Origin of the sequence: Pseudomonas sp. StFLB209 (genome assembly GCF_000829415.1) — a bacterium.
GTDB lineage: Bacteria > Pseudomonadota > Gammaproteobacteria > Pseudomonadales > Pseudomonadaceae > Aquipseudomonas.
The window spans coordinates 3,488,746-3,514,185 of sequence record NZ_AP014637.1 but is presented as its reverse complement, the minus strand read 5'-3'; the positions used below and the strand labels follow the sequence as shown (position 1 = coordinate 3,514,185).

The window sequence follows — 25,440 nt, the reverse complement described above, 5'->3', positions numbered from 1 at the left end:
TGTCATCCACATGCCACCACTTTGCCACTTTTCTGTAATGCCTGGCAGTAATACTGGCGCCTGTTTTTAGAACCGGTTGAAAGACCTGAACCAAATCCCGTCAGGGATGTCCTGCGCCATGGCAGCCGCCGGCGCACCCAGCCTCGGAGATATTTATGCGTCCTGTTTCTACTCGTACTGCGGCAGCCCTGTGTGGCGGTCTGGTATTGGCCATGAGCGTTCCGGCCAGTGCCGCAGTCGACGCCAAACTGCTCGACATGCTGAAGGCAAACGGCTCGATCAGCACTGCCCAGCACGCTGAGCTGCAAGCTGACCTGGCCAAGGAGCAACAAGCTGCTGCCACCAAGTCTGCTGCTGCGCAGAGCGATTTCGAGAAGAAAGTTGCATGGGCTGCCAAGACGCAGATCAAAGGCGACGTACGTGTGCGTCAGGAAAACATCGACATCGCTGGCGAAGCCGACAACGGCGGCCGCGACAAGGATCGTCAGCGTATCCGTGCCCGCCTGGGTGCCTACACCGAAATCAACCCGCAGGTTAACAGCGGTATCCGTATCGCCACCGGCGGCGGCAACGATGCGCGCTCGACCAACCAGGACCTGGACGGCTACTTCTCGAAGAAATCCATCTGGCTGGACCTGGCTTACATCGACTACCACCCGGACGCCATCAACGGCCTGTCGATCATCGGCGGCAAGATGAACCAGCCATGGGTGAGCATGGGCGACGTGATCTGGGATAGCGACATCAACCCCGAAGGTCTGGCCCTGACCTACAAGCTGCCACTGGCAGGCAAGACCGAGCTGTTCACCAGCGCCGGTCACTACACCCTCAAAGACAACGTGGACGGCAACGGCGTCGAGTTCAAGAACGACCTGCGCCTGTACGCTGGCCAGGCCGGTGTCAAATTCGCCCCGCTGGACAACCTGAAAGTCACTCTGGGCGGTAGCGTCTACGGCTTCGACAACGACACTGATAGCGCCTGTGGCACTGCCACCACCACCCCTTGCGCGCTGCGGGTGAACGGCAACACTACAGAAGAGTTCCGTCTGTACGAAGGTTTCGGTCAGATCGACATCAGCGGCCTGGCCGTGCCACTGGGCCTGTACGGTCAGTACGTGGTCAACGACGAGTCCACCGACGGTCACGATACTGCCTGGCTGGCCGGTGTGAAGACCAAGGCATTCGGCTTCAGCCTGGACTACAACTACCGCGACGTGCAGCGTAACGCTGTAGTCGGTGCCTTCACCGACTCCGACTTCGCCAACGGCACCACCGGTTCGCGCGGCCACAAGTTCAAGGTCGGTTACGAAATCGACAAGAACTTCTCGCTGGGCGCGACCTACCTGATGGCCGAAGCTGACTTCGCCAGCCGTGCTGGCCGCGACAAAGACGTTGACGTCCTGCAGCTGGACGCCGAAGTCAAGTTCTAATCTGCTGTAGCGGGCCTCTGGCACAGCCAGAGGCCCAACCCGAGTGTGCTAAACCGGGCGTTTGAGTATCGTTCCCCATCATCCGACGATACCCTGAACGCCCGGTTTTTTTGTGCCTGGTGCGGTGGATCAGCGTTTGCGCAGGATCACACTGCCAATCGAATAGCCTGCACCGAACGAGCTAAGCACACCCAGTGCGCCTTGCGGCAAATCATCCTGATGGCTATGGAAGGCGATCACTGAACCAGCCGAACTGGTGTTGGCGTAGCGATCGAGAATCACCGGCGCTTCTTCACTGCTGGCATCACGCCCCAGCAGCTTCTTGACGATCAACTGGTTCATGCTCAGGTTGGCCTGATGCAGCCAGAAGCGCTGCACGTCAGCGACGTTCAGGCCGTTGTCCTGCAGATGGCTGCCGATCAGCTGCGCGACCATGGGGCACACCTCACGGAACACTTTGCGGCCTTCCTGCACGAACAGCTTGTCCCACGCATCGTTGCCCTCTTCGGCAGTGCGGTTGAGGAAGCCGAAGTTGTTGCGGATGTTGTTGGAGAACTGAGTCAGCAAACGGGTGCCGACAATCTCGAACTGGTGCGCCGAGGTAGCCAGGTCGGCGCGTTCCACCAGCACAGCAGTGGCGGCATCGCCGAAGATGAAGTGGCTGTCGCGGTCGCGGAAATTCAGGTGCGCGGTACAGATTTCCGGGTTGATCACCAGCAACGCCCGAGCCTGGCCCAGATGCACGCTGTTGTAGGCGTTTTGAATACCGAAGGTGGCTGAAGAACAGGCTACGTTCATGTCAAAACCGTAACCCTCGATCCCCAGAGCCGCCTGAATCTCGATGGAAATCGCCGGGTATGCCCGCTGCAGGTTGGAACAGGCGACGATTACCCCGTCGACATCCGCTACGGTTTTGCCCGCGCGCTCCAGCGCCTGGCGCGCTGCCGCCACGCCCATTTCACAGAGAATCGACGGCTCGTCGTTGCTGCGCTCGGCCAGCAGCGGCTTCATGCGTTGCGGGTCGAGAATGCCCTGCTTGTCCATCACGAAACGGCTTTTGATGCCCGAGGCTTTCTCGATGAACGCCGCATCGGAAGGCGCTTGTGCCTGGACTTCACCGCGCTCGATGGCTGCCGCGTTGTCCGTGTTGAATCGGGTCACCCAGGTATTGAAGGATTGCACCAGCTCTTCATTGGAGATGCTGTGGGCCGGGGTATACAGGCCAGTGCCGCTGATGACGACGTTATGCACGGTCGTTCCTCTCTTGGATTATGGGTCTTGCTGGCCTTAATGGCACCAGCGTACCAACTTGCTGGCGTAGCGCGAATACCCACGGCGCTCAATGGACGTCAGCAGGGCACCACGGCAATAGCACGCAAGGCGTGAAGTGTGCCACAGCGCCCCGGCTGCGAGCTATCGCGGCCGCTCCTACCAGCGTTTAGCCTTGCACCTGACTCCACTGTTTGCTCAGGCGTTTGTCGGAGACCGGAATGCGGGTGCCGAGCTGCTGGGCGAACAGCGAGACGCGGTACTCTTCCAGCCACCAGCGCCAGGTGGTCAGTTCCGGGTCACGCTTGCCTTCCTGGGCATGTTTGTCGGCGCGGGCCTGGTACTGCGCCCACAACTCGCCCAGTTCGATGCTCCACACCCGGTCCTTCTGCAACTGGCCCGGGAGTTTCTCCAGACGCAGTTCGATGGCCTTGAGGTAGCGCGGCAATTCCTTGAACCACTGCGCCGGCGTCTCGCGGACAAAGCCTGGGTAGACCAACCGGCCCAGTTGCGCCTTGACATCGTTGAGTGCCACGGCTCGGGCCAGGTCGATCTTGCCCTTGAAGCTTTTCTGCAGACCGTGCCATAGCTTGAGGATTTCCAGAGTCAGGCGCGCCAGCCGCTCGGCATGCTCGGCCCACTCGCCGCGCTTGCGCTCGGCCAGCGACAACAGCCCGGCGCCGTCACGCGGCAGATTGGCTTCGCCTTCAAGCACACAGCTGTCCAGGCTGGCCAGCAGAATGTCTTCGATCAGCGCCTCGACACGGCCCAGGTCACGGTGCAGCAGGGCCAGTTCAGTTTGCCCCGGCAGCTTGCCGCGCAAGAATTTGGCGGTATCGCCCAGTTGCTGCAACAACAAGCGCTGCAAAGCACGGCGGTGCTGGTAGTCGGCCTCGGCCTGGGTCGAAAAGCGGCCTTCCTTGACGTTGCCGCCCTCTTCGACCAGTGCCGGATACACCGTCATCGACAGCCCGGCGACCTTGTGCTGGGTCTTTTCATCGACCTTGGCGAAGCCCTTGGCTTCAACTGGCTGCTGGCTTTTGGCAGTCTGCGGCACCGCCAGGGCGGCCTGGCCGGCTTCGGCAAAGCGGGCGGTCAGGGTATCCAGATCACGCCCTTCGCCGAGAAACTTGCCATTACCGTCGACCACCTCCAGGTTCATCTTCAGATGCCCTTCGAGCTGTTCGGCAGCTTCAATCCAGGCTTCGTCCGGCACCCGGGCGCCGGTCATGCGCAGCAACTCACGGCCCAGCGCCTCAGGCAGCGACCCCTCGCCAAAACTGATGCGCTGCAAAGCGGCCTTGATGAAGTCCGGCACCGGCACGAAGTTTTTGCGGATCGCCTTGGGCAGGTTGCGCACCAGGGCAATGCACTTGGCTTCCAGCAGACCCGGCACCAGCCACTCCAGGCGCTCGGCCGGCAGCGACAACAGCAGAGGTGCAGGCGCACGCAGGGTGACGCCGTCGCGTGGATGGTTAGGCTCGAAGTGATAACTCAGCGGCAGGGTCAGTTCACCGAGGCGCAGGCTGTCGGGGTACTGCGCGGCCGTGACTTCCTTGGCCTCGCGGGCCAGTACGTCTTCTTCGCGCATGATCAGCAGGTTCGCGTCCTTCTGACTGCCCATGCGATACCAGCTGTCAAAGGTCGCCGTCTGATGAATTTCCGCAGGCAGGCGCGCCTCGTAGAAGCCGTACAGGGTTTCTTCGTCGGCAAGAATGTCACGGCGCCGGGTCTTGGCTTCGAGTTCGTCGAGCTGTTCGAGCAACCGCGCATTGGCGCTCAGGCACTTGGCCCGCGAGTTGATATCGCCGCGCACCAAAGCTTCGCGAATGAACAGCTCGCGCGACACCACCGGGTCGATAGGCCCGTAGTGCACTGGACGGCGGCCGACCACAATCAGGCCGTACAGGGTGATCTGCTCAAACGCCACCACTTGCCCGCGCTTTTTCTCCCAGTGCGGCTCGAAGTGGTTTTTCTTGATCAGATGCCCGGCCAGCGGCTCGATCCAGTCGACGTCGACCTTGGCTACCATACGCGCGTACAGCTTGGTAGTTTCCACCAGTTCGGCAGCCATCACCCACTGTGGCCGTTTACGCCCAAGGCCCGATGAAGGGTGAATCCAGAAGCGCCGTTGCCGGGCACCGAGGTAATCGCCCTCTTCGGTCTTCTGGCCGATCTGGCTCAGCAGGCCGGAGAGAATCGCCTTGTGGAATTTCGGATAATCAGCCGGCTCCGGGTTGATCGGCAGCTTGAGTTCGCGGCAGATCAGGGTCAGTTGCCGGTGTGCGTCGCGCCACTCGCGCAAGCGCAGGTAATTGAGGAAGTTGCGCCGGCACCAGTTACGCAGCGGGCTGGACGTCAGCGCCTGGCGCTGCTCTTCAAAACCGCGCCACAGGTTGACCAGCGCAGCGAAGTCGGAATCGGCGTCTTTCCATTGCGCATGGGCCTGATCGGCGGCCTGCTGACGCTCGGGCGGACGCTCACGCACATCCTGCACCGACAGCGCACTGGCGACGATCAGCACTTCCTGCAAGCTGCCCTGTTTCGCTGCTTCAAGCAGCATCCGGCCCATTCGCGGGTCCACCGGCAGGCGTGCCAGTTGACGGCCCAACGGCGTGAGCTGGTTCTCGCGGTTGACCGCTGACAGCTCCTGCAACAGGTTGAAACCATCACTGACCGCCTTGCCATCCGGCGGCTCGATGAACGGGAATGCGCTGATATCGCCCAGACGCAGATGAAGCATCTGCAGAATCACCGCCGCCAGGTTGGTGCGCAGAATTTCCGGGTCGGTAAATTCCGGCCGCGACAGGAAATCTTCTTCGCTGTACAGACGGATGCAGATCCCTGGCTCGACCCGGCCACAGCGCCCCTTGCGCTGGTTGGCACTGGCCTGGGACACCGCCTCGATAGGCAGGCGCTGGACCTTGGCGCGGTAGCTGTAGCGGCTGATGCGTGCAGTGCCGATGTCGATCACATAGCGAATGCCCGGCACGGTCAGGGACGTTTCCGCCACGTTGGTGGCCAGCACCACACGACGACCCGGATGCGACTGGAAGATCCGTTGCTGCTCGGCCGGTGACAGCCGCGCATACAGCGGCAGGATTTCGGTGTGGCGCAGTTGCGCCTTGCGCAGCACCTCGGCAGCGTCACGAATCTCGCGCTCACCCGGCAAAAACACCAGCACGTCGCCGGGCGTCTTGCGCTCGCGACGTTCCAGCTCGGCCAACTCGTCAAGCGTCGCGAGGATCGCCTGATCGACAGTCAGGTCTTCCTCGACGCTGTTGCCTTCTTCGTCCTGCTCGCTGGTCAACGGCCGGTACCAGGTTTCGACCGGGAAGGTGCGCCCGGAAACCTCGATGATCGGCGCGTCGTTGAAATGCTCCGAAAAGCGCTGCAGGTCGATGGTCGCGGAGGTGATGATGACCTTCAGGTCCGGGCGACGCGGCAACAGGGTCTTGAGAAAGCCGAGCAAGAAGTCGATGTTCAGGCTGCGCTCGTGGGCCTCGTCGACAATGATTGTGTCGTAACGCTCAAGAAAGCGGTCATGCTGGGTCTCGGCCAGCAGGATGCCATCGGTCATCAGCTTGATCAGGGTGCTTTCGTCGCTCTGATCTTCAAAGCGCACCTGATAGCCCACCAGCGCGCCCAGCGGTGTGCCCAGCTCTTCGGCCACGCGGCTGGCAACACTGCGCGCCGCGATCCGGCGTGGCTGGGTATGGCCGATCAGGCCATGCTGACCGCGACCGATCTCCAGGCAGATCTTCGGCAACTGGGTGGTCTTGCCCGAGCCGGTTTCACCGGCAATGATCAGCACCTGATGCTCGAGCAGTGCGGCCTTGATCTCGTCGCGCTTGGCCGCGATGGGCAGGTTATCGTCGTAACGAATCGCCGGCACACTGCGCTGGCGCGACTCGACCCGCGCACAGGACGCCTGCAAACGCTCGACCCACTGCGCCAGCTTCACTTCGTCGGGGTGCTTGCGCAACTCATGAATCTGCCGCCGCAAGCGATGCCGCTCGCGGGTTTCGACGTGATCGAGTTTTTTCAACAATTGGTCGATAGGAGGCGATTCGGCGGTCATCAGCTGCGCAGGGTCTTTTCGAAAGGGGGCAAAGCGGGGATTGTCGCAGATTTGATGCAGATAGGGGGATGGCTGCGGGAACGGCCGGGGCTTGTAAGAGCTGCTTTAGCTGCGAAGACCGAAGAATTCGCGGCTAAAAAAAAAGAATTCGCGGCTAAAGCCGCTCCTACAGGGCTAACGGGGTTACTTCTTGACGCCGAGTTTCTTGAGTTCTTCGTCACGCAGCTCACGGCGCAGGATCTTGCCGACGTTGGTAGTCGGCAACGCGTCGCGGAACTCAACCGCACGCGGCACCTTGTAACCGGTCAGGTTGGCCCGCATGTGCTCCATGACCTGATCCTTGGTCAGGGTCATGCCCGGCTTGACCACCACGAAGACCTTGATCGACTCGCCTGATTTCTCGTCCGGGATACCGATGGCCGCACACTGCAATACGCCCGGCAGGGTTGCCAGCACGTCTTCCAGTTCATTGGGGTACACGTTGAAACCGGAGATCAGGATCATGTCTTTCTTGCGGTCAACGATGCGCAGGTAGCCGTCCGGCTGGATAACCGCGATATCGCCGGTTTTCAACCAGCCTTCGGCGTCGAGGATCTCCTCGGTGGCTTCCTGGCGCTGCCAGTAGCCCTTCATCACCTGCGGACCTTTGACGCACAGCTCACCGACCTCGCCAAACGGCAGCTCGTTGCCTGCATCGTCGATCACCTTGCACAGGGTCGACGGCACCGGGATGCCGATGGTGCCCATCTGGATGTTCTGGATCGGGTTGACGGTGGCCACCGGGCTGGTTTCAGTCATGCCGTAGCCTTCACAGATCGGGCAATGGGTAACCTCTTTCCAGCGTTCGGCAACAGCCTGCTGCAAGGCCATGCCCCCCGACAACGTGACCTTGAGGGCGGAGAAGTCCAGGTTGCGGAAGTCCTGGTTATTGCACAGGGCCACAAACAGGGTATTGAGGCCGACGAAACCGCTGAACTTCCATTTCGACAGTTCCTTGACCATCGCCGGCAAGTCGCGCGGATTGGTGATCAGGACGTTGTGATTGCCACAGCGCATCATTGCCATGCAATGAAAGGTAAACGCATAGATGTGATACAGCGGCAACGGGGTGATAAGAACCTCGCAGCCTTCATTGAGGTTCGAACCCATCAGCTCGCGGCATTGCAGCATGTTGGCGATCAGGTTGCGGTGGGTCAGCATCGCCCCCTTGGCCACCCCGGTGGTACCACCGGTGTATTGCAGTACCGCCACATCATCGCTGGCCGGCGAAGCTTCATTGACCGAACGGCCCCGTCCCTTGGCCAAAACGTCGTTGAAGCGCACGGCCTGCGGCAGGTTGTAGGCCGGGACCATCTTCTTTACGTACTTGATGACGCTGTTGATCAACAGACGCTTGAGCGGCGGCAACAAGTCTGCCACCTCCGTGATGATCACATGACGCACCTGGGTCTTGGGCAGTACCTTTTCTGCCAGATGCGCCATGTTGGCCAGGCACAGCAAGGCTTTGGCTCCGGAGTCGTTGAACTGGTGTTCCATCTCCCGCGCGGTGTACAGCGGGTTGGTATTGACCACGATCAGCCCGGCACGCATGGCCCCGAATACGGCTACCGGGTATTGCAGGACATTGGGCAATTGCACGGCGATGCGATCGCCAGGCTTGAGGTCGGTATGCTGCTGGATCCAGGCGGCAAAGGCGCCGGACAATTCGTAGAGGTCGCCGTAAGTGAGGGTCTTGCCCAGGTTACTGAAAGCAGGTTTGTCGGCGAAACGCTGGCAGGACTGCTTCAGCACGCTCTGGACATTCGGATACTCGTCGGGGTTGATCTCGGCTGCCACACCGGCCGGGTATTTATCCTTCCAGAAGGTTTCGATCATGCAGGCCTGCTCCTAGCGATAGCGAATTCCACATCGCGCGCTGCGATGCCGAGTGAACGTAATTAGAGTTATGCGATTCACGTTTTAGCGTCAAAAAACGGCCCGAGATTAGCAGTTTTGCCAAATAGCGCCTAGAGGCAAAGATGGCACTTGCGGTCACAAATGCGACTGAAATGTAAAATTTAGTCACATCTTTGATTTTTGCTCCAGCCCGCGAATTCTGTCTCGATCAATCCAGGCCCGCCTTCACTTTCCCTGCCGAAAACCCCGACATCTCAGTCCCACATTATTGACGGAAATTTCATACACAACACGTTGAGAAATAATCCCCCGTCAGCATCCACGCCTTACACCATTAACCCACGCAATCCGACCGTAACCGAGCCCTCGGTATACACTCATTCCTATCTCGCACTGTGCAGGTAAGTGCCATGCAGCAACATTCCTTCTGGCTCGATGCCACCGATCATACCCGCCTGTACGTGTATGCCTGGTTACCCGACGACGAACCTCGGGCGGTGCTGATGCTTGCTCATGGCATGGCAGAACATGCAGGCCGCTATGCCCGGCTCGGCGCCGCGCTGAGCGAGGCCGGCATCGCCCTGTATGCCCATGACCAGCGCGGCCATGGCAAGACCGCTGCGCAAGGCACGCTGGGCCACTTCGCCCAACAGCAAGGCTGGAGCAAGGTGGTTGGCGATCTGGCAACGCTGGCGCAGACCATCGATGAACGTCATCCGCAATTGCCGCTGTTCTTGCTGGGCCACAGCATGGGCAGCTACATCGCCCAGGCCTGGCTGATGCATCATGGCGCCAGCTTGCAGGGGGCGATCCTCAGTGGCTCGAACTACCAGCCTGCAGCCCTGTACCGGGCGGCCCGGCTGATCGCTCGGCTGGAGCGTTTGCGCCAAGGCAAGCAGGGGCGCAGCGCATTGATCGACCGGCTGTCCTTCGGCACCTTCAATAAACGCTTCAAGCCGGCACGCACCCGTTTCGACTGGCTGAGCCGCGACCCGCTGGAGGTCGACAATTACCTGCGCGACCCGCTTTGCGGCTTCCATTGCACTAACCAGTTATGGATGGACCTGCTCGGTGGCCTGCAAAAAATCAGCAAGCCCACCGCACTGGCGCAGATTGACCCTGGCCTGCCACTGCTGATTATTGGCGGCGGATGTGATCCGGTCAGCGATGGCAAGCGTCTGAAACATCTCACTCATGCGCTGTCTGAGGTGGGCCACAGTGCATTAAGGCTTAAACTGTACCCCGACGCTCGGCATGAGCTGTTCAATGAAACAAACCGTGATGAGGTGACGCGTGACCTGCTCGAATGGCTGAACTTCGCCCTCGAACAACCGCGCCCGCACCGGGCTGAATGAATCGCCCGTTTTTTCAATTATCAGGAAAACCGCATGACTCAAGTCACCAATACGCCCTACGAGGCTCTCGAAGTCGGCCAGACTGCCAGCTACAGCAAAACCGTCGAAGAACGCGATATTCAACTGTTCGCTGCCATGTCTGGCGACCATAACCCGGTGCACCTGGATGCCGAGTATGCGGCCAAGACCATGTTCAAGGAGCGTATTGCCCACGGTATGTTCAGTGGCGCGCTGATCAGTGCGGCGGTGGCGTGCGAGCTGCCTGGGCCGGGCACTATCTACATTGGCCAGACCATGAGTTTTCAGAAGCCTGTGAAGCTGGGTGACACCTTGACTGTACGCCTGGAAATCCTCGAAAAGCTGCCTAAATTCCGGGTGCGGATTGCTACTCGTGTGTTTAACCAGAATGATGAGTTGGTGGTCGATGGTGAAGCGGAGATTCTGGCACCGCGCAAGCAGCAGAGTGTTGAGTTGACGGTGTTGCCTGAGATTACTTTTGGCTGAGTTTTTTCGCCTGCCTTAATCCACGAACGACGGAGTTAGGTGTAAGGATCATTGTCGCGGTTGACTGGACTGCGGGTTTCGCCCCGCCCTTGGAGGCGGGGTTCCCTCCGGCGCCAATTGTCTCATCCGGCGGCGTCTGTGATGTCTCGGTTCGAAGAGCAGAAGCTAAACAGCGGCTTGGATCACACATCCTGCACGCAAAAAAAATGGGCGACCGAAGTCGCCCAAAATGCCTTGCGTGCTCGTTGTGAAAAGCTGCAACTCTTAGTGCTGCGAGTCTTTCCAGAGGAAGAGGCCCATGCTGATGAAGAACAGGGTCAGCATGCTGGCGCTGACGTAGGCCACGGTTACGACGGTCTGTGGGTTGTCCAGAAAAAACATGGTGGCTTGCTCCGGTTGCTGCTGTTCGATGGGGTTAGATTAATCCCCGGCGTACGGGCAGGCATTGACCTGGATCAGTGATCCGGCCAGTGCGCACAATGATGGAGAGTTTTTTCGGGCTGACGACAGCCAGCCTGCGTGCAGCAGCGCCTCCGATTGCCGGGGGCGCTTGATACTTCAGCGTTTTTTGGGCTTTTTCTTTGGCTTTTTGCTGGTCAGCGGCATGGCGTGCTCGAAGGCTTTACGCATGTCGTCCAGGCGTTTGTCGTTGATGTCGTGGATGCGCTTGGCGCGCTCGGCACCTAAATCGATCAGCTTGCTTTCATCGCTCATGGCGCTGGGTTCTCGAACGGGCGGGCTCAACCGCGATGATGCGCAATAACCGGTAGCCGGACAAGCCCGGATCAGACCTCGACATCCACCCAAAGACCCTGACGCGGCTCGTTGTCGATCAGCGGCACCACCGGCACTGTATTGTCGGCGTTGAGCGAATCACCCGGAACGGCCAGTTGCCCGGCTTCTATTTGCTCGGCTTCTTCTTCGAACTCTATCGGGGGCTCACCGCGTTGCTGGCGCTGCTGGCGCTCTTGCTCTTCACGCAGGCGCAACGCTGCACGCTCGGCATCTTCGTGGCGCAGATCAATGGTGCTCTCGCTGGAGCTCGGTTGCACCGGCGCGACGGGGGGAACCTCTGGCAGGCGCTTGGCAGGGTCCATTTGCGAGGTCACAGGCACCACACTTAATGGCAGCATTGGTTGCAACATGATTGTGCCCTCCTCTACTTAGGCTGTCGGCGGCCTTTTCGTCGTCTTTAATGCTTTGGTTCGAAGCTTTTCGACTATGTTTTCTGCAATAAGTGCCGGCAGGCAGCAAGACACCCGTAAATACGGGGCCAAAGGCGTCGTTTTTTCTTCACCGTCTTTGGTCATGAGGGTTCGCTTGCGTTACCATAGCCGGCTTTTTTCATCGCGGAGACACGCAGCATGGCGCAGCAGTATCAACCGGGGCAACGCTGGATCAGCGACAGCGAAGCCGAGCTGGGATTAGGCACCGTTCTGGCACAGGATGGCCGCTTATTGACCGTGCTCTACCCGGCCACTGGCGAGACCCGCCAGTATGCTCTGCGTAACGCTCCATTGACCCGTGTGCGATTCTCGCCGGGCGATGTCATCACCCATTTCGAAAACTGGAAGATGACGGTCCGCGAAGTCGACGATGTCGACGGCCTGCTGGTCTATCACGGCTTCAACAGCCAAAACGAGCTGGTGACACTGCCAGAGACGCAGCTGTCGAATTTCATCCAGTTCCGGCTGGCCACCGACCGCCTGTTCGCCGGGCAGATCGACCCGCTGGCCTGGTTCTCGCTGCGCTACAACACGCTGGAACATACCAGCCGCCAGTTGCAGTCCTCGTTGTGGGGCCTGGGCGGGGTGCGCGCACAACCGATCGCCCACCAGTTGCACATTGCCCGCGAGGTCGCTGACCGTATCGCACCACGGGTTCTGCTGGCTGACGAAGTGGGTCTGGGCAAGACCATCGAAGCCGGCCTGGTGATCCACCGCCAGTTGCTCTCCGGCCGCGCCAGCCGGGTGCTGATCCTGGTACCTGAAAACCTCCAGCACCAGTGGCTGGTGGAAATGCGTCGCCGCTTCAACCTGCAGGTTGCGCTGTTTGACAGCGAACGCTTCATCGAAAGCGATGCCGGCAATCCGTTCGAAGACACCCAATTGGCGCTGGTTGCCCTGGAGTGGCTGGTCGAAGACGAAAAAGCCCAGGACGCGCTGTTTGCCGCTGGCTGGGACCTGATGGTGGTCGACGAAGCCCACCACCTGGTCTGGCATGAAGACAAGGCCAGCCGCGAATACTCGCTGGTCGAGCAACTGGCTGAAGTCATCCCCGGTGTGCTGCTGCTGACCGCAACCCCGGAGCAACTGGGCCAGGACAGCCACTTCGCCCGCCTGCGCCTGCTCGACCCGCATCGTTTCCACGACCTGGCTGCCTTCCGCACCGAGAGCGAACACTATCGCCCGGTGGCCGAGGCGGTTCAGCAACTGCTGGATCAGGGCAAACTGTCCGCCCCTGCAACCCAGACCATCCAGGGCTTGCTCGGTGCCGAAGGCGAAACCCTGATCAGCGCTGTCAATAAGGGCGATGAAGAAGCCAAGGCACGCCTGGTGCGCGAACTGCTGGACCGCCATGGCACCGGCCGGGTGCTGTTCCGTAACACCCGTGCCGCTGTACAAGGTTTTCCTCAGCGTCAATTGCACCCCTACCCGCTGCGCAACCCGGTGGAGTACATGGAGCTGCCGCTGGGCGAACATGCCGAGCTGTATCCGGAAGTCAGCTTCCAGACCCAGGCCGAAGACGGCGACGAGAACCGCTGGTGGCGCTTCGACCCGCGTGTCGAGTGGCTGATCGACACCCTGAAGATGCTCAAACGCACCAAAGTGCTGGTGATCTGCGCCCACGCCGAGACCGCCATGGACCTGGAAGACGCCTTGCGCGTGCGTTCAGGCATCCCGGCCACGGTGTTCCATGAGGGCATGAACATCCTGGAGCGTGACCGCGCCGCGGCTTACTTCGCCGATGAAGAGTTCGGCGCCCAGGTGCTGATCTGTTCGGAAATCGGCAGTGAGGGTCGCAACTTCCAGTTCGCTCACCACCTGGTGCTGTTCGACCTGCCCTCGCACCCGGACCTGCTGGAGCAGCGCATCGGCCGTCTGGACCGGATCGGCCAGAAGCACACCATCGAACTGCACGTGCCCTATCTGGAAACCAGCCCGCAGGCGCGGCTGTTCCAGTGGTATCACGAAGCACTCAATGCCTTCCTCAATACCTGCCCGACCGGCAACGCCTTGCAGCACCAGTTCGGCCCGCGCCTGCTGGCGCAACTCGAAGGCGGCGACGACGATCAATGGCAAGCCCTGATCGACGAGGCGCGCACCGAGCGTGAGCGCCTCGAAGGCGAGCTGCATAGCGGCCGTGACCGACTGCTGGAACTCAACTCCGGCGGTGCCGGCGAAGGTGAGGCGCTGGTCGAGGCGATCCTGGAGCAGGACGATCAGTTCACCCTGCCTATTTATATGGAAACCCTGTTCAATGCCTTTGGTATCGACAGCGAGGACCATTCAGAGAACGCCCTGATCCTCAGGCCCAGCGAGAAGATGCTCGATGCCAGCTTCCCGCTTGGCGACGACGAAGGCGTGACCATCACCTATGACCGCAATCAGGCGCTGAGCCGCGAAGACATGCAGTTCATCACCTGGGAACACCCCATGGTGCAGGGCGGCATGGACCTTGTGCTGTCCGGTTCAATGGGCAACACCGCAGTGGCCCTGATCAAGAACAAGGCGCTCAAGCCCGGCACTGTGCTGCTGGAACTGATCTACGTCAGCGAAGTGGTCGCCCCGCGCGCCCTGCAACTGGGCCGCTACCTGCCACCGGCCGCCTTGCGCTGCCTGCTGGACGGCAACGGCAACGACCTGTCGGGCCGGGTGTCGTTCAACACCCTCAACGATCAGCTCGAAAGCGTACCCAAGGCCAGTGCCAACAAGTTCATCCAGGCCCAGCGCGATGTGCTGACGCCGAAGATCAACTCCGGCGAAGCCAAGGTCGCACCGCGCCACGCCGAGCGGGTCGCCGAGGCACAACGCCGTCTGGCTGCCGACACCGATGAAGAGCTGGCGCGCCTGACCGCCCTGCGCGCAGTCAACCCGACCGTGCGCGAGAGTGAGCTGGAAGCCTTGCGCGATTTACGCGAGAAAGGCCTGGCGATGCTGGATAAAGCCGCGCTGCGCCTGGAGTCGATTCGGGTGCTGGTAGCGGGTTGATCGACGCTGCATCTTCGCGGCTGAAGCCGCTCCTACGCTCTGTAGGAGCGGCTTGAGCCGCGAACACCAACAACAGCTCTATAACCCCGCCTGCATCCGCACCTTCATCGCTTCGGCATCCCGGCCAAAGCTGCCAGTGGCCAACAGCAGAAAGATCAGGGTCGCCAGCAACGCCACCGGGATCAGGTACATGGCCCCGTGCAGCCCTACAGCCTTGAACACTTCGGTCATTTCGCCTGCGCCTGCGGCGAGCATTGCCTGCTGGGCAAAATGATCGGACAGCAGCCCCACCACCACCGGCCCCAGGCCACCACCCAGCAAATACAACCCGGCAAAGAACACCGCCATGGCCGTTGCGCGCAAGCGCGGCTCGACCACGTCCTGAATCGCCGGGTAGACACAGGTATAGAAGTTATAGGCAAACAGCCAGCCCAGGCTGAACACCGCCACGAACAGGCTGATCGCCACCAGCCCGGCATGCAAGGCATAGGCAGTGGCCAGCGTTGCCACCAGCATGCTGAATGCGGCGAACAACAACCGACCGTTGAGCGAGCGCTCATGTAATTTGTCGGCCACTACGCCGCCCAGGGTCAGGCCGATCAAGCCGGTCACACCGACGATCACACCGGTCGCGACCGCTGCTTCCTGCAAGGACACCTGAAAGTAGCGCTGCAGCATCGGCACCATGAACGAGTTGCACGCATAAGTCGCGAAGTTATAGGCCAACCCGGCCAGCACCAGCCAACGGAAGGTGGCGATACTCAACAGCCGCCGGATCGGCCGCTCGATCGGCGCTTCGCTGACCACCACGCTTTCGGCGGCACCACGTCGCGGTTCGCGAATGAAGAACATGAACAGCGCCAGGATCAAGCCCGGTACCGCAGCGATGAAGAACGGCGCCCGCCAACTGTCGAAAGCCTTGACCATTGAGCCGATGGTGAAGAATGCCAGCAGCAGCCCGAGCGGCAGGCCAAGCATGAAGATGCCCATGGCCCGCGCCCGGCGCTGAGCCGGGAACAGATCGCCAATCAGCGAGTTGGCGGCCGGCGCATAACTGGCCTCACCAATCCCCACCCCCATGCGCACCAACACAAAGCTCCAGAAATGACTGACCATGCCGTTCACGGCCGTCAACCCGCTCCATACTGCCAGCCCCACCCCCATGATGGTCTTGCGCGACCCGGTATCGGCCAGACGCCCCAGTGGCAAGCCGGCAATCGCGTAGACCAGGGTAAAAGCGGTGCCCATCAGGCCCACCTGAAAATCGCTGAGCGACCACTCCTTGCGGATCGGCTCGGCCACGATGGCCGGGATGGCCCGGTCAAAAAAGTTGAACAGGTTGGCCAGGAACAACAGAAACAATATCCGCCAGGCGTTATCGGCCTGATTGGCAACATCCGACAGAGGCTTGTTCATCCGGGCATCCTTGCGAAGGGAGTCGAGTGGTACACAGACTAGTCACGATCCGGCCAAGCACTCGGACATAGTCTGTAAACATTCATTACTGAAACCGGCCATTTGAGGCGAATGGCGGCAGACAACTTGCTTGGCAAAATAAATTTCGACGGAACTGGCAGCTTTTTTTCTGCTTCTATAATGGTATCGACGCGCCATTGCCCCCGCTGCATGGCGACCCCGGCAGTGAACACACAGGGCTCGCTATGGAATGGCCGAGTTTGCATGTCTACGTTGGCGTACCTGATTCGGGTCAATTGCTGCTCAACTGCAGCCATAACATCTTTCTGGTCGCGCTGGCCTTTGGGGTCATCTGCGCCGCCTGCTACGCAACCCTGGAAATTGCCGAGCGGACCGTCAATGTCGAGACCCGCCGTCACCAGCGGGTCTGGCGCGCACTGGGCGCGTTGTGCCTTGCCGGCGGGGTGTGGGCCATGCATTTCATCAGCATGCTCGCGTTCGAGGCGCCACTGAGGATTACTTTCGACCTGGGCATTACCCTGGCATCGCTTTCATTTGTAATGTTTGCCGGCTACGTGGCGATCCGCAGCCTGAGCCGACCCGGGCTGACTGCCCTGAACTGGCTGGCCAGTGCCGTCTTGATCGGCCTGGCAATCAGCGCCATGCACTACACCGGCATGGCGGCCATGCGCTCGGATGCCTCGCAGTATTACGAACCGAAGCTGTTCAGCCTGTCGATTCTGATCGCCATCATGGCCAGCGGCGCTTTGCTGGTTATACCGCGCCGTTTGCGCAAAGGCAGCGGCATGTTTCATCAGATGTACCGCTATGCTGCCAGCGTGCTGCTGGGTGCCGGCATCCTGGCGATGCACATGACCGGCATGCAAGCCTTGCAGCTGGTGCTGCCGCTGGACGCGCCACTGCAATTGCCCAGCACCGAGAACGGCCAGCAACTGGGCATGACGATTGCCGCCATTACTCTGCTGATCATTGCCGGCAGTATCAGCGCCGCTATGGCCGACAAGAAACTGCAGAGCAAGGAGCGTGACCTGGAGCGGGTCAACACCCTGCTCAGACAGCTTGACCAGGCGCGGGTCTCGCTGCAGCAAGTGGCGCATTACGATCCGTTGACCAACCTGGTCAACCGTCGTGGTTTCAACCAGTTGTTCACCGAACGGCTCATTGAGCACAGTGCAACCGGCGCTCTGCTGGCGGTGATGTTTCTCGATATCGACCACTTCAAACGCATCAATGACAGCCTTGGCCACGATGCCGGTGACGAATTGCTCAAGGTGATTGCCGAGCGGATCCGCAGTGCCACCCGAACCCAGGATGTCGTGGCGCGCTTTGGTGGTGACGAATTCTGCATTCTGATCAGCCTGCCGGAATACGACGAGGCCCGGCACCTGGCGAACCGGGTCATGCAAAAGATGAAAGAACCCATCGCCCTGGCCGGCCGACGCATGGTGATGACCACCAGTATCGGCATCGCGGTGTTTCCACGCGATGGTGAGACCAGCGACGAACTGCTCAAAAATGCCGACCTGGCCCTCTACCAGTCCAAAGGCAACGGTCGCAACCGGGCGCACTTTTTCAGCCCGGCACTCAAGACCCGAGCCAGCCTGGAACTGCATCTTGAGGAAGAACTGCGTAACGCACTGCGCGAAGAAACCGGCCTGCAGGTGTTCTATCAGCCGATCATCGACTTGCGTACCGGACATGTAGCCAAGCTCGAAGCGCTGGTGCGCTGGGAGCATCCGCAACACGGCTTGCTCAGCCCGGACCGGTTCATTGGTATCGCCGAAGCCAACGGCCTGATCTGGGAGCTGGACAACTGGGTGATGCGCCGCGCCTGCAAGGATCTGGGCGCGCTGCGCCTGGACGGTTTCGACAAACTGATCATCGCGTTCAACTGCTCGGCCCTGAACCTGAGCCGCGATGAGCTTGCCGATGAAGTGGAGGACGCCCTGCGCCAGGCCAATGTCGCCCCAGGGCGTCTGGAACTGGAGGTGACCGAGAACGCCCTGATGGGTAACATCAGCAACACCATTTTGCTGCTCAAGCGCATTCGCAGCATGGGTGTATCCCTGTCGATCGACGACTTCGGCACTGGCTACTCTTCGCTGGCGTATCTCAAACGCTTGCCGCTGGACACCCTGAAGATCGATCGCTCATTCATTCAGGACATTCCTCAGTCACCCCAGGACATGGAAATCGTCCACGCAATCATTGTCATGGCTCACACCCTGCACCTGAAGGTCGTCACCGAAGGCGTGGAAACCCCCGCCCAACTGGACTTTCTCAGCCAGTACGCCAGCGATTACGTACAGGGTTATCTGTTCAGCAAACCCCAGCCGCTGGAGCGGCTGCTGCCGATGATCAAGCAGATGAATGAACGCGATCCCGTCAGCCTGTGGCCGGCCTCGATGATGCTTCAGGTCCGCCAACAAGACGCCGAAGCCCCCCGATCACTCGACCTGTTCAGCGAGCTGCCCGCCAGCCAGGACCATTACTCGCAAAACAGCCCGACCCGTACCAAACGCTCGCGCTGGTCGGATTGAAGTACCGGACATGGATGCCGTTATAGCCTTTTGCTACCCTTCCAGCCTATGGATGAAGCAGCTCCCTGAATCGGCGCAAAACCATGCACCGTTATTGTGCGCAAATCACGCAAGCGCCCTTTCCTGGATCACAACCCAAGGTGCGACGACCACCGCCCACAGTTGCGGATCACGTTCGACAAAGTCCAGAGCCCTTGTTTCAGAGAGCTTGCTGACGCGCTCTTCGGCCATCCAGGCAGAGATTTTTGCGGCATCGTTTTCGGCCATGGCTTCGGCCACGGCGATCAGATCCAGATCGGGTGCGACCCACAACAGGGCACCCTTTGCAAAGAATGGTTGCAATTGCTGCCAGGGGATAACCGCCGTTTCACCGAGGAGTTTGGCATAGAGGGTGCTAGGGTCTTGGCTCATGGGTCTCACCGAAGGGAAAATCGGCGCAATCATAGCGCTGCCAACCCCGGAGAAAAACCCGCCGATACTGGTCCGGCCCCGCTTCGGGCGGCGCATTGCGCGATCTGAGGCAAACGATTGCATGAAGCGGGCGCCCTTAAGCGCCAAAAAAGCGGAATTACAGAGAAATTCTATAAGTTTCTGTCAATCAGGCGACATACATCGGTTCAGCCTCGAACAGTCAGCTTTTCAAGCGATCCAGCCGCGCTCTAAACTGTGCCGGTACAGTTGGCGTGGTGGTCTGGACCGGTATCGAGCAATTCGGTCCTGCAGCCTCGGCCGTCAGGATTATAAAAATTACAACGCAAGAGTGGAGCATCATGATCAAGGGTACCAAGAAGCTTTCCAAGCTGTTCGCAGCACTGGTAATGGCCGGCGTGGCCAGCCATTCGTTCGCAGCCGATACCATCAAGATCGGTATTGCGGGTCCCAAGACCGGCGCTGTCGCCCAGTACGGCGACATGCAGTTCAGTGGCGCCAAGATGGCGATTGAGCAGCTCAATGCCAAAGGCGGCGTTGATGGCAAGAAGCTCGAAGCGGTCGAATACGATGACGCCTGCGATCCCAAGCAAGCCGTTGCCGTGGCCAACAAAGTGGTCAACGACGGCGTGAAATACGTCATCGGTCACCTGTGCTCCAGCTCCGCCCAGCCAGCTTCGGATGTCTACGAAGACGAAGGCATCATCATGGTTACCCCGGCCGCCACCAGCCCTGAGCTGACCGCACGTGGCTACAAACTGGTGTTCCGCACCATCGGCCTGGACAGCGCCCAGGGCCCGGCCGCTGGCGAGTACATCGCCAAGCAGGTCAAGCCTCAGGTCGTTGCGGTCATCCACGACAAGCAGCAATACGGTGAAGGCATCGCCACCGCGGTCAAGCAGACCCTGGAAAAAGACGGCGTCAAGGTCGCCCTGTTCGAAGGCATCAACGCCGGCGACAAGGACTTCTCTTCGCTGATCGCCAAAATGAAACAGGCCAACGTCGACTTCGTCTACTACGGTGGCTACCACCCTGAGCTGGGGCTGATCCTGCGCCAGGCCAAGGAAAAAGGCCTGAAAGCCGGTTTCATGGGCCCAGAGGGCGTGGGTAACGCGTCGATCTCGCAGATCGCCCAGGACGCTTCCGAAGGTCTGCTGGTGACCCTGCCAGCTTCCTTTGACCAGGACCCGGCCAACAAGGCACTGGTCGATGCGTTCAAGGCCAAGAAAGAAGACCCGAGCGGTCCGTTCGTGTTCCCGTCCTACGCTGCCGTTCAGATCCTTGCCGAAGCGATCGGCACGGCCAAGAGTGAAGACACCGACAAGGTAGCGGCCGTGCTGCGCGCCAACACCTTCAAGACCCCAACCGGCGACCTGTCGTTCGACGACAAGGGCGACCTGAAGAACTTCAAGTTCGTGGTCTACACCTGGCACAAAGACGGCACCAAGACCGAAGCCCCTGTGAAGTAACTTCACACCTTCGATCAACACCAGAGCCCACTGCAACCGCAGTGGGCTTTGTTTTACGAGGTGCGTGGGCTCCACAAGACTCCATCGCCACCTGAACAACTCGAAGCCACACTGGCTCACTGGATTTGCGTCAACGCGGGAGCAATACCTTGACGCGCAACGGGGACACGATTGGCCAGTGAACCTCAGTGTAGGCCTTCAGGAGCGCTGTAATGCCCGAGATAGACATCTATCATTTCTTTCAACAGCTGGTTAATGGCCTGACCATTGGCAGCACCTACGCCTTGATCGCCATTGGCTACACCATGGTCTACGGCATCATCGGCATGATCAACTTCGCCCACGGCGAGGTGTACATGATCGGCTCCTACGTGGCCTTCATCGCCATCGCCGGGCTGACCATGATGGGCCTGGGCAGTCTGCCCTTGATCATTACGGCGGCCTTCGTGGCCAGTATCGTGGTGACCAGTGCCTATGGTTACAGCATCGAACGGGTCGCCTATCGACCGCTGCGTGGCAGTAACCGTCTGATCCCGCTGATTTCCGCGATCGGCATGTCGCTGTTCCTGCAGAACACGGTACTGCTGGCGCAAGACTCCAAGGACAAGTCGATTCCCAACCTGATTCCGGGCAACTTCGTGTTCGGCTCGGCCAGTACCCATGAAGTGGTCATTTCCTACATGCAGGTGCTGATCTTCATCGTCACCGTGCTGACCATGCTGGGCCTGACCTGGTTCATCTCCCGCTCTCGCCTGGGCCGCGCCTGCCGTGCCTGCGCCGAAGACATCAAGATGGCCAACCTGCTGGGTATCAACACCAACAACATCATCGCTCTGACCTTCGTCATCGGTGCCGCCCTGGCCGCCGTTGCAGCAGTGCTGCTGAGCATGCAATACGGGGTGATCAACCCCAACGCGGGCTTTCTGGTCGGGATCAAAGCCTTCACTGCCGCAGTATTGGGTGGTATTGGCAGTATTCCGGGCGCAATGCTCGGCGGTCTGGTACTGGGTGTAGCCGAAGCCTTCGGCGCCGATATCTTTGGCGACCAGTACAAAGACGTTGTGGCGTTCAGCCTGCTGGTTCTGGTGCTGCTGTTCCGGCCGACCGGTCTGCTGGGCCGTCCGGAGGTTGAAAAAGTATGAGCAAACAACTCAAATCGGCGTTTTTCAGCGCCTTGCTGGTGCTGGCCGTGGCCTACCCGGTGCTGGGTCTGAAGCTGGAAATCGTCGGCGTCAATCTGGCGGTGCTCAATGCCAGCAGCACGACCATCGCGGTGATCCTTTGTGCAGCACTGGCAATGTTCCTGCGCGTACTGTTCAGCGAGCAGATCTCTGCCGCCTGGCGCTCCTCGCCAGGCCTGCCGGTGATGCCGGCCAAGGCCAGCAACTTCCTGACCCTGCCGAGCACCCAGCGCTGGATCATCCTGGCGATGGTCATGGTCGCTCTGGTCTGGCCGTTCTTCGGCTCACGCGGCGCGGTGGATATCGCCACCCTGATCCTGATCTACGTGATGCTGGGCCTTGGGCTGAACATCGTGGTCGGTCTGGCCGGCCTGCTCGACCTCGGCTACGTGGGCTTTTACGCCGTGGGCGCCTACAGCTACGCGCTGCTGTCGTTCTATTTCGGCCTGAGCTTCTGGGTCTGCCTGCCGATTGCCGGCATGATGGCGGCGCTGTTCGGCTTCCTGCTGGGCTTTCCGGTGCTGCGTCTACGCGGTGACTATCTGGCAATCGTGACCCTGGGTTTCGGTGAAATCATTCGTCTGCTGCTGCGTAACCTGACCGGTTTCACCGGCGGCCCGAACGGTATCAGCAACATCGAGAAACCGACCTTCTTCGGCCTGTCGTTCGAACGCAAGGCGGCTGAGGGGATGCAGACCTTCCACGAGTTCTTCGGCCTGCCCTACAACTCGATCAACAAGGTGATCTTCCTCTATCTGGTTGCCCTGATGCTCGCGCTGTTCGCTCTGTTCGTCATCAATCGCCTGCTGCGCATGCCGATCGGCCGCGCTTGGGAAGCGTTGCGTGAAGACGAGATCGCCTGCCGTGCACTGGGCCTGAACCCGACCGTGATCAAGCTTTCCGCCTTCACCCTGGGCGCTGCGTTCGCAGGTTTCGCCGGTAGCTTCTTTGCCGCCCGCCAGGGTCTGGTGACACCGGAATCGTTCACCTTCATCGAGTCGGCGATCATTCTTGCCATTGTGGTACTCGGTGGCATGGGCTCGCAGCTTGGCGTGATCCTGGCAGCAATCGTCATGATCCTGCTGCCGGAATTGATGCGCGAGTTCAGCGAATACCGGATGTTGATGTTCGGCGCCATGATGGTGCTGATGATGGTCTGGCGTCCTCAAGGCTTCCTGCCGATGCAGCGCCCCGAAATGAAATTGAAATCGGAGCCGAGCAAATGAGCCGCCCACTTCTGCAAGCTTCGGGTCTGTCCATGCGCTTCGGCGGCCTGCTGGCCGTCAATGGTGTGGCCCTGACCGTCAATGAAAAACAGGTGGTGTCGATCATCGGCCCCAACGGCGCCGGCAAGACCACGGTATTCAACTGCCTGACCGGTTTCTACAAACCGACTTCCGGCAGCATCCTGCTCGACGGCGAGGCAATCCATGGCCTGGCCGGTCATCAGATTGCCCGCAAAGGCGTGGTGCGGACCTTCCAGAACGTGCGGTTGTTCAAAGACATGACCGCCGTGGAAAACCTGCTGGTCGCCCAGCACCGCCACCTGAATACCAACTTCCTGGCCGGCCTGTTCAAGACCCCGGCGTTTCGCCGCAGCGAAAGCGAAGCGATGGACTACGCCGAGCACTGGCTCGAAGCGGTCAACCTCAAGGAGTTCGCCAACCGCCCGGCCGGCACCCTGGCCTACGGTCAGCAGCGCCGCCTGGAAATCGCCCGCTGCATGATGACCCGTCCGCGCATCCTGATGCTCGACGAGCCGGCTGCGGGCCTCAACCCGCGGGAGACCGACGACCTCAAGGCGCTGATCGGTGTCTTGCGTAACGAGCACAACGCGACCGTGCTGCTGATCGAACATGACATGAAACTGGTCATGACCATCTCTGACCACATCTTCGTGATCAATCAGGGCACGCCGCTGGCTGACGGCACGCCACAGCAAATCCGTGACAATCCCGACGTGATCAAAGCCTACCTGGGGGAAGCGTAAATGCTGCAGTTCGAAAACGTTTCTACCTTCTACGGCAAGATCCAGGCGCTGCACAGCGTCAATGTCGAGGTGCGCAAGGGCGAGATCGTCACCCTGATCGGTGCCAACGGCGCCGGCAAATCCACTCTGTTGATGACCCTGTGCGGCTCGCCGCGCGCCCATAGCGGCAGCATCCGCTACCTGGGTGAAGAACTGGTGGGCCAGGAGTCCTCGGTGATCATGCGCAAGAGCATTGCGGTAGTGCCGGAAGGCCGCCGGGTGTTCGCCCGCCTGACCGTCGAAGAAAACCTCGCCATGGGCGGTTTCTTTACCGACAAGGGCGACTATCAGGAACAGATGGACAAGGTCCTGCACCTGTTCCCGCGCCTCAAGGAGCGCTTCAGCCAACGCGGCGGCACCATGTCCGGCGGCGAACAGCAGATGCTTGCCATTGGCCGCGCGCTGATGAGCAAACCCAAGCTGCTGCTGCTCGACGAGCCTTCGCTCGGCCTGGCACCGATCATCATCCAGCAGATCTTCGACATCATCGAGCAACTGCGCCGTGATGGCGTGACGGTGTTTCTGGTCGAGCAGAACGCCAACCAGGCCCTGAAAATCGCTGACCGCGCCTATGTGCTGGAAAATGGCCGGGTGGTGATGCAGGGCAGCGGTGAAGACCTGCTGGTCGACCCGAAAGTGCGTGAGGCTTATCTGGGCGGCTGACGTTCCATTCGCCAGCAGAGCCGCCTCCCACAGGTACCTGTCGTTCGCCAGATTCCGGCTCGACGCAGGCCTTGTGGGAGGCGCGCTCAAATAGTAGATACACCTGCGACTCGGTGGGAGGCTGCTCCGCAGGCGACGCTCTTCACTTGAGATCCATCCCCGCTGTGCGTAACGTGTCGGCATCTGTCTGTGAGGCCGTCGCATGTCCGCTTTCCGCTCTGCCCTTCTCTTCTCTATGCTGCCGCTGTTCGCGGGCTGCCAACTGCTCAATCTGCAATCCAGCGCCCCGGTCAAGGTTTCAACCGCCGGCATGACCCGTATGCAGGGCACCCTCACTGGCGATAACGGCAAGTTGCTGTTCCAGCCCTGCGGCGAGCCGCGCCGCTATGTGGTGCTGGACCGGGGCAATACCGCCATCCTGCAGGAAGCCGCCGGCCTGGCCGATGCCCAAGGCAAAGTGTTCGCTGATCTGCGCGGCCGCTTCAATGCCAGCAAGGCCGAAGGCGGCGACGGCCAGTTGGACCTGCATCAGTGGTACCGGGTTGAACGCACAGGCCAGGCCTGCGAAGACCCGAACTTCAAGCGCCTGACCCTGCATGCCGATGGCGAGAACCCGGTATGGAACGTGAATGTCAGCGGCAAGGGCATGATCATCGATGTCCAGGGCCAACCACCGGTCGCCCTGCCCTACCTGGAAGAACAACTGCCCGATGGCCGCTTCAACCTGAGCAGCGAAGCCAACGGCCAGCGCGTCGAGCTGTGGGTTGCCCCGCAACGCTGTGTCGACAGCAAGAGCGGCGCGCTGCGCCATCTGAGCGCAGAGTTGCGCATCAACGGCCAGGCAGTACGCGGCTGTGGCTATTACGGTGGCTCAAGAAATGACTGACGCATAACATCTAGGCATCGATGCCGCATATAATGCCCGGTTCTTGTAGTGCTGCCGGGC

General features: G+C 60.4%; 19 protein-coding genes. 11 read left to right on the top strand and 8 right to left on the bottom strand.

Annotated elements, in window-relative coordinates; translation table 11 throughout:
- The first annotated feature begins 155 nt into the window (after positions 1-155).
- Complete coding sequence (locus tag PSCI_RS15620) at positions 156-1,430, top strand: putative porin (RefSeq protein WP_045488546.1); 1,275 nt, start codon at positions 156-158, stop codon at positions 1,428-1,430.
- 129 nt (positions 1,431-1,559) lie between these two features.
- Here PSCI_RS15620 and PSCI_RS15615 read toward each other — a convergent pair whose 3' ends face one another.
- The 3 genes from PSCI_RS15615 to fadD1 all read right to left on the bottom strand — a co-directional run bounded on the left by PSCI_RS15615 (position 1,560) and on the right by fadD1 (position 8,655).
- Positions 1,560-2,681 carry a beta-ketoacyl-ACP synthase III gene (locus PSCI_RS15615; protein ID WP_045488542.1) on the bottom strand — a complete coding sequence of 374 codons (1,122 nt, stop codon included), beginning with the start codon at positions 2,679-2,681 and terminating at the stop codon, positions 1,560-1,562.
- Between the two features lie 187 nt (positions 2,682-2,868).
- On the bottom strand, positions 2,869-6,780 hold the full coding sequence (gene hrpA / locus PSCI_RS15610; RefSeq protein ID WP_045488539.1) for an ATP-dependent RNA helicase HrpA: 3,912 nt from the start codon (positions 6,778-6,780) through the stop codon (positions 2,869-2,871).
- Between the two features lie 183 nt (positions 6,781-6,963).
- Complete coding sequence (gene fadD1, locus PSCI_RS15605; RefSeq protein ID WP_045488536.1) at positions 6,964-8,655, bottom strand: long-chain-fatty-acid--CoA ligase FadD1; 1,692 nt, start codon at positions 8,653-8,655, stop codon at positions 6,964-6,966.
- A 431-nt stretch (positions 8,656-9,086) separates the two neighbouring features.
- On the opposite strand from fadD1, the gene PSCI_RS15600 reads away from it, so the two are divergent.
- The gene (locus tag PSCI_RS15600; protein ID WP_045488534.1) at positions 9,087-10,031 is read left to right on the top strand and encodes an alpha/beta hydrolase; all 945 of its coding nucleotides are present in this window, start codon (positions 9,087-9,089) and stop codon (positions 10,029-10,031) included.
- A 33-nt stretch (positions 10,032-10,064) separates the two neighbouring features.
- On the top strand, positions 10,065-10,535 hold the full coding sequence (locus PSCI_RS15595; protein ID WP_045488532.1) for a MaoC family dehydratase: 471 nt from the start codon (positions 10,065-10,067) through the stop codon (positions 10,533-10,535).
- Between the two features lie 264 nt (positions 10,536-10,799).
- Here PSCI_RS15595 and PSCI_RS30200 read toward each other — a convergent pair whose 3' ends face one another.
- The 3 genes from PSCI_RS30200 to PSCI_RS15590 form a co-directional block, all read right to left on the bottom strand.
- On the bottom strand, positions 10,800-10,916 hold the full coding sequence (locus PSCI_RS30200) for a cytochrome c oxidase subunit CcoM (protein WP_442965448.1): 117 nt from the start codon (positions 10,914-10,916) through the stop codon (positions 10,800-10,802).
- Positions 10,917-11,093: 177 nt separating this feature from the next.
- Positions 11,094-11,249 carry a hypothetical protein gene (locus tag PSCI_RS29525; protein ID WP_173426688.1) on the bottom strand — a complete coding sequence of 52 codons (156 nt, stop codon included), beginning with the start codon at positions 11,247-11,249 and terminating at the stop codon, positions 11,094-11,096.
- 71 nt (positions 11,250-11,320) lie between these two features.
- On the bottom strand, positions 11,321-11,680 hold the full coding sequence (locus PSCI_RS15590; RefSeq protein WP_045488530.1) for a hypothetical protein: 360 nt from the start codon (positions 11,678-11,680) through the stop codon (positions 11,321-11,323).
- 219 nt (positions 11,681-11,899) lie between these two features.
- Between PSCI_RS15590 and rapA the strand changes: the two genes are divergently transcribed.
- Positions 11,900-14,746 carry an RNA polymerase-associated protein RapA gene (gene rapA, locus PSCI_RS15585; protein WP_045488528.1) on the top strand — a complete coding sequence of 949 codons (2,847 nt, stop codon included), beginning with the start codon at positions 11,900-11,902 and terminating at the stop codon, positions 14,744-14,746.
- Between the two features lie 78 nt (positions 14,747-14,824).
- Here the strand turns inward: rapA and PSCI_RS15580 are convergent, their stop codons facing one another.
- Positions 14,825-16,162, bottom strand: a complete 1,338-nt coding sequence (locus tag PSCI_RS15580; RefSeq protein ID WP_045488526.1) for a spinster family MFS transporter — start codon at positions 16,160-16,162, stop codon at positions 14,825-14,827.
- Between the two features lie 245 nt (positions 16,163-16,407).
- Here PSCI_RS15580 and PSCI_RS15575 point away from each other — a divergent pair, with 245 nt between their 5' ends.
- A complete protein-coding gene (locus PSCI_RS15575) occupies positions 16,408-18,723 on the top strand; it encodes a putative bifunctional diguanylate cyclase/phosphodiesterase (protein ID WP_045488524.1) in 2,316 nt (771 codons plus the stop codon).
- Positions 18,724-18,828: 105 nt separating this feature from the next.
- On the opposite strand, the gene PSCI_RS15570 is transcribed toward PSCI_RS15575, so the two are convergent.
- On the bottom strand, positions 18,829-19,134 hold the full coding sequence (locus PSCI_RS15570) for a DUF2288 domain-containing protein (RefSeq protein ID WP_045494410.1): 306 nt from the start codon (positions 19,132-19,134) through the stop codon (positions 18,829-18,831).
- 359 nt (positions 19,135-19,493) lie between these two features.
- On the opposite strand from PSCI_RS15570, the gene PSCI_RS15565 reads away from it, so the two are divergent.
- The 6 genes from PSCI_RS15565 to PSCI_RS15540 all read left to right on the top strand — a co-directional run bounded on the left by PSCI_RS15565 (position 19,494) and on the right by PSCI_RS15540 (position 25,380).
- A complete protein-coding gene (locus PSCI_RS15565; RefSeq protein ID WP_045488522.1) occupies positions 19,494-20,621 on the top strand; it encodes a branched-chain amino acid ABC transporter substrate-binding protein in 1,128 nt (375 codons plus the stop codon).
- A 212-nt stretch (positions 20,622-20,833) separates the two neighbouring features.
- Positions 20,834-21,763 (top strand): high-affinity branched-chain amino acid ABC transporter permease LivH, encoded by a 930-nt coding sequence (gene livH, locus PSCI_RS15560; RefSeq protein ID WP_045488520.1) that lies wholly within the window; start codon positions 20,834-20,836, stop codon positions 21,761-21,763.
- Positions 21,760-23,028, top strand: coding sequence for a high-affinity branched-chain amino acid ABC transporter permease LivM (locus tag PSCI_RS15555; protein WP_045488518.1), 1,269 nt, complete (start codon positions 21,760-21,762; stop codon positions 23,026-23,028). The genes livH and PSCI_RS15555 overlap by 4 nt, the downstream gene beginning before the upstream one ends.
- Positions 23,025-23,792: a high-affinity branched-chain amino acid ABC transporter ATP-binding protein LivG gene (gene livG / locus PSCI_RS15550; RefSeq protein WP_045488516.1), complete on the top strand. Its 768-nt coding sequence runs from the start codon at positions 23,025-23,027 to the stop codon at positions 23,790-23,792. Before PSCI_RS15555 ends, livG begins: the two co-directional genes overlap by 4 nt.
- On the top strand, positions 23,793-24,494 hold the full coding sequence (locus PSCI_RS15545) for an ABC transporter ATP-binding protein (RefSeq protein WP_045488514.1): 702 nt from the start codon (positions 23,793-23,795) through the stop codon (positions 24,492-24,494).
- 202 nt (positions 24,495-24,696) lie between these two features.
- Positions 24,697-25,380 carry a COG3650 family protein gene (locus PSCI_RS15540; protein ID WP_045488512.1) on the top strand — a complete coding sequence of 228 codons (684 nt, stop codon included), beginning with the start codon at positions 24,697-24,699 and terminating at the stop codon, positions 25,378-25,380.
- Positions 25,381-25,440: the final 60 nt, after the last annotated feature.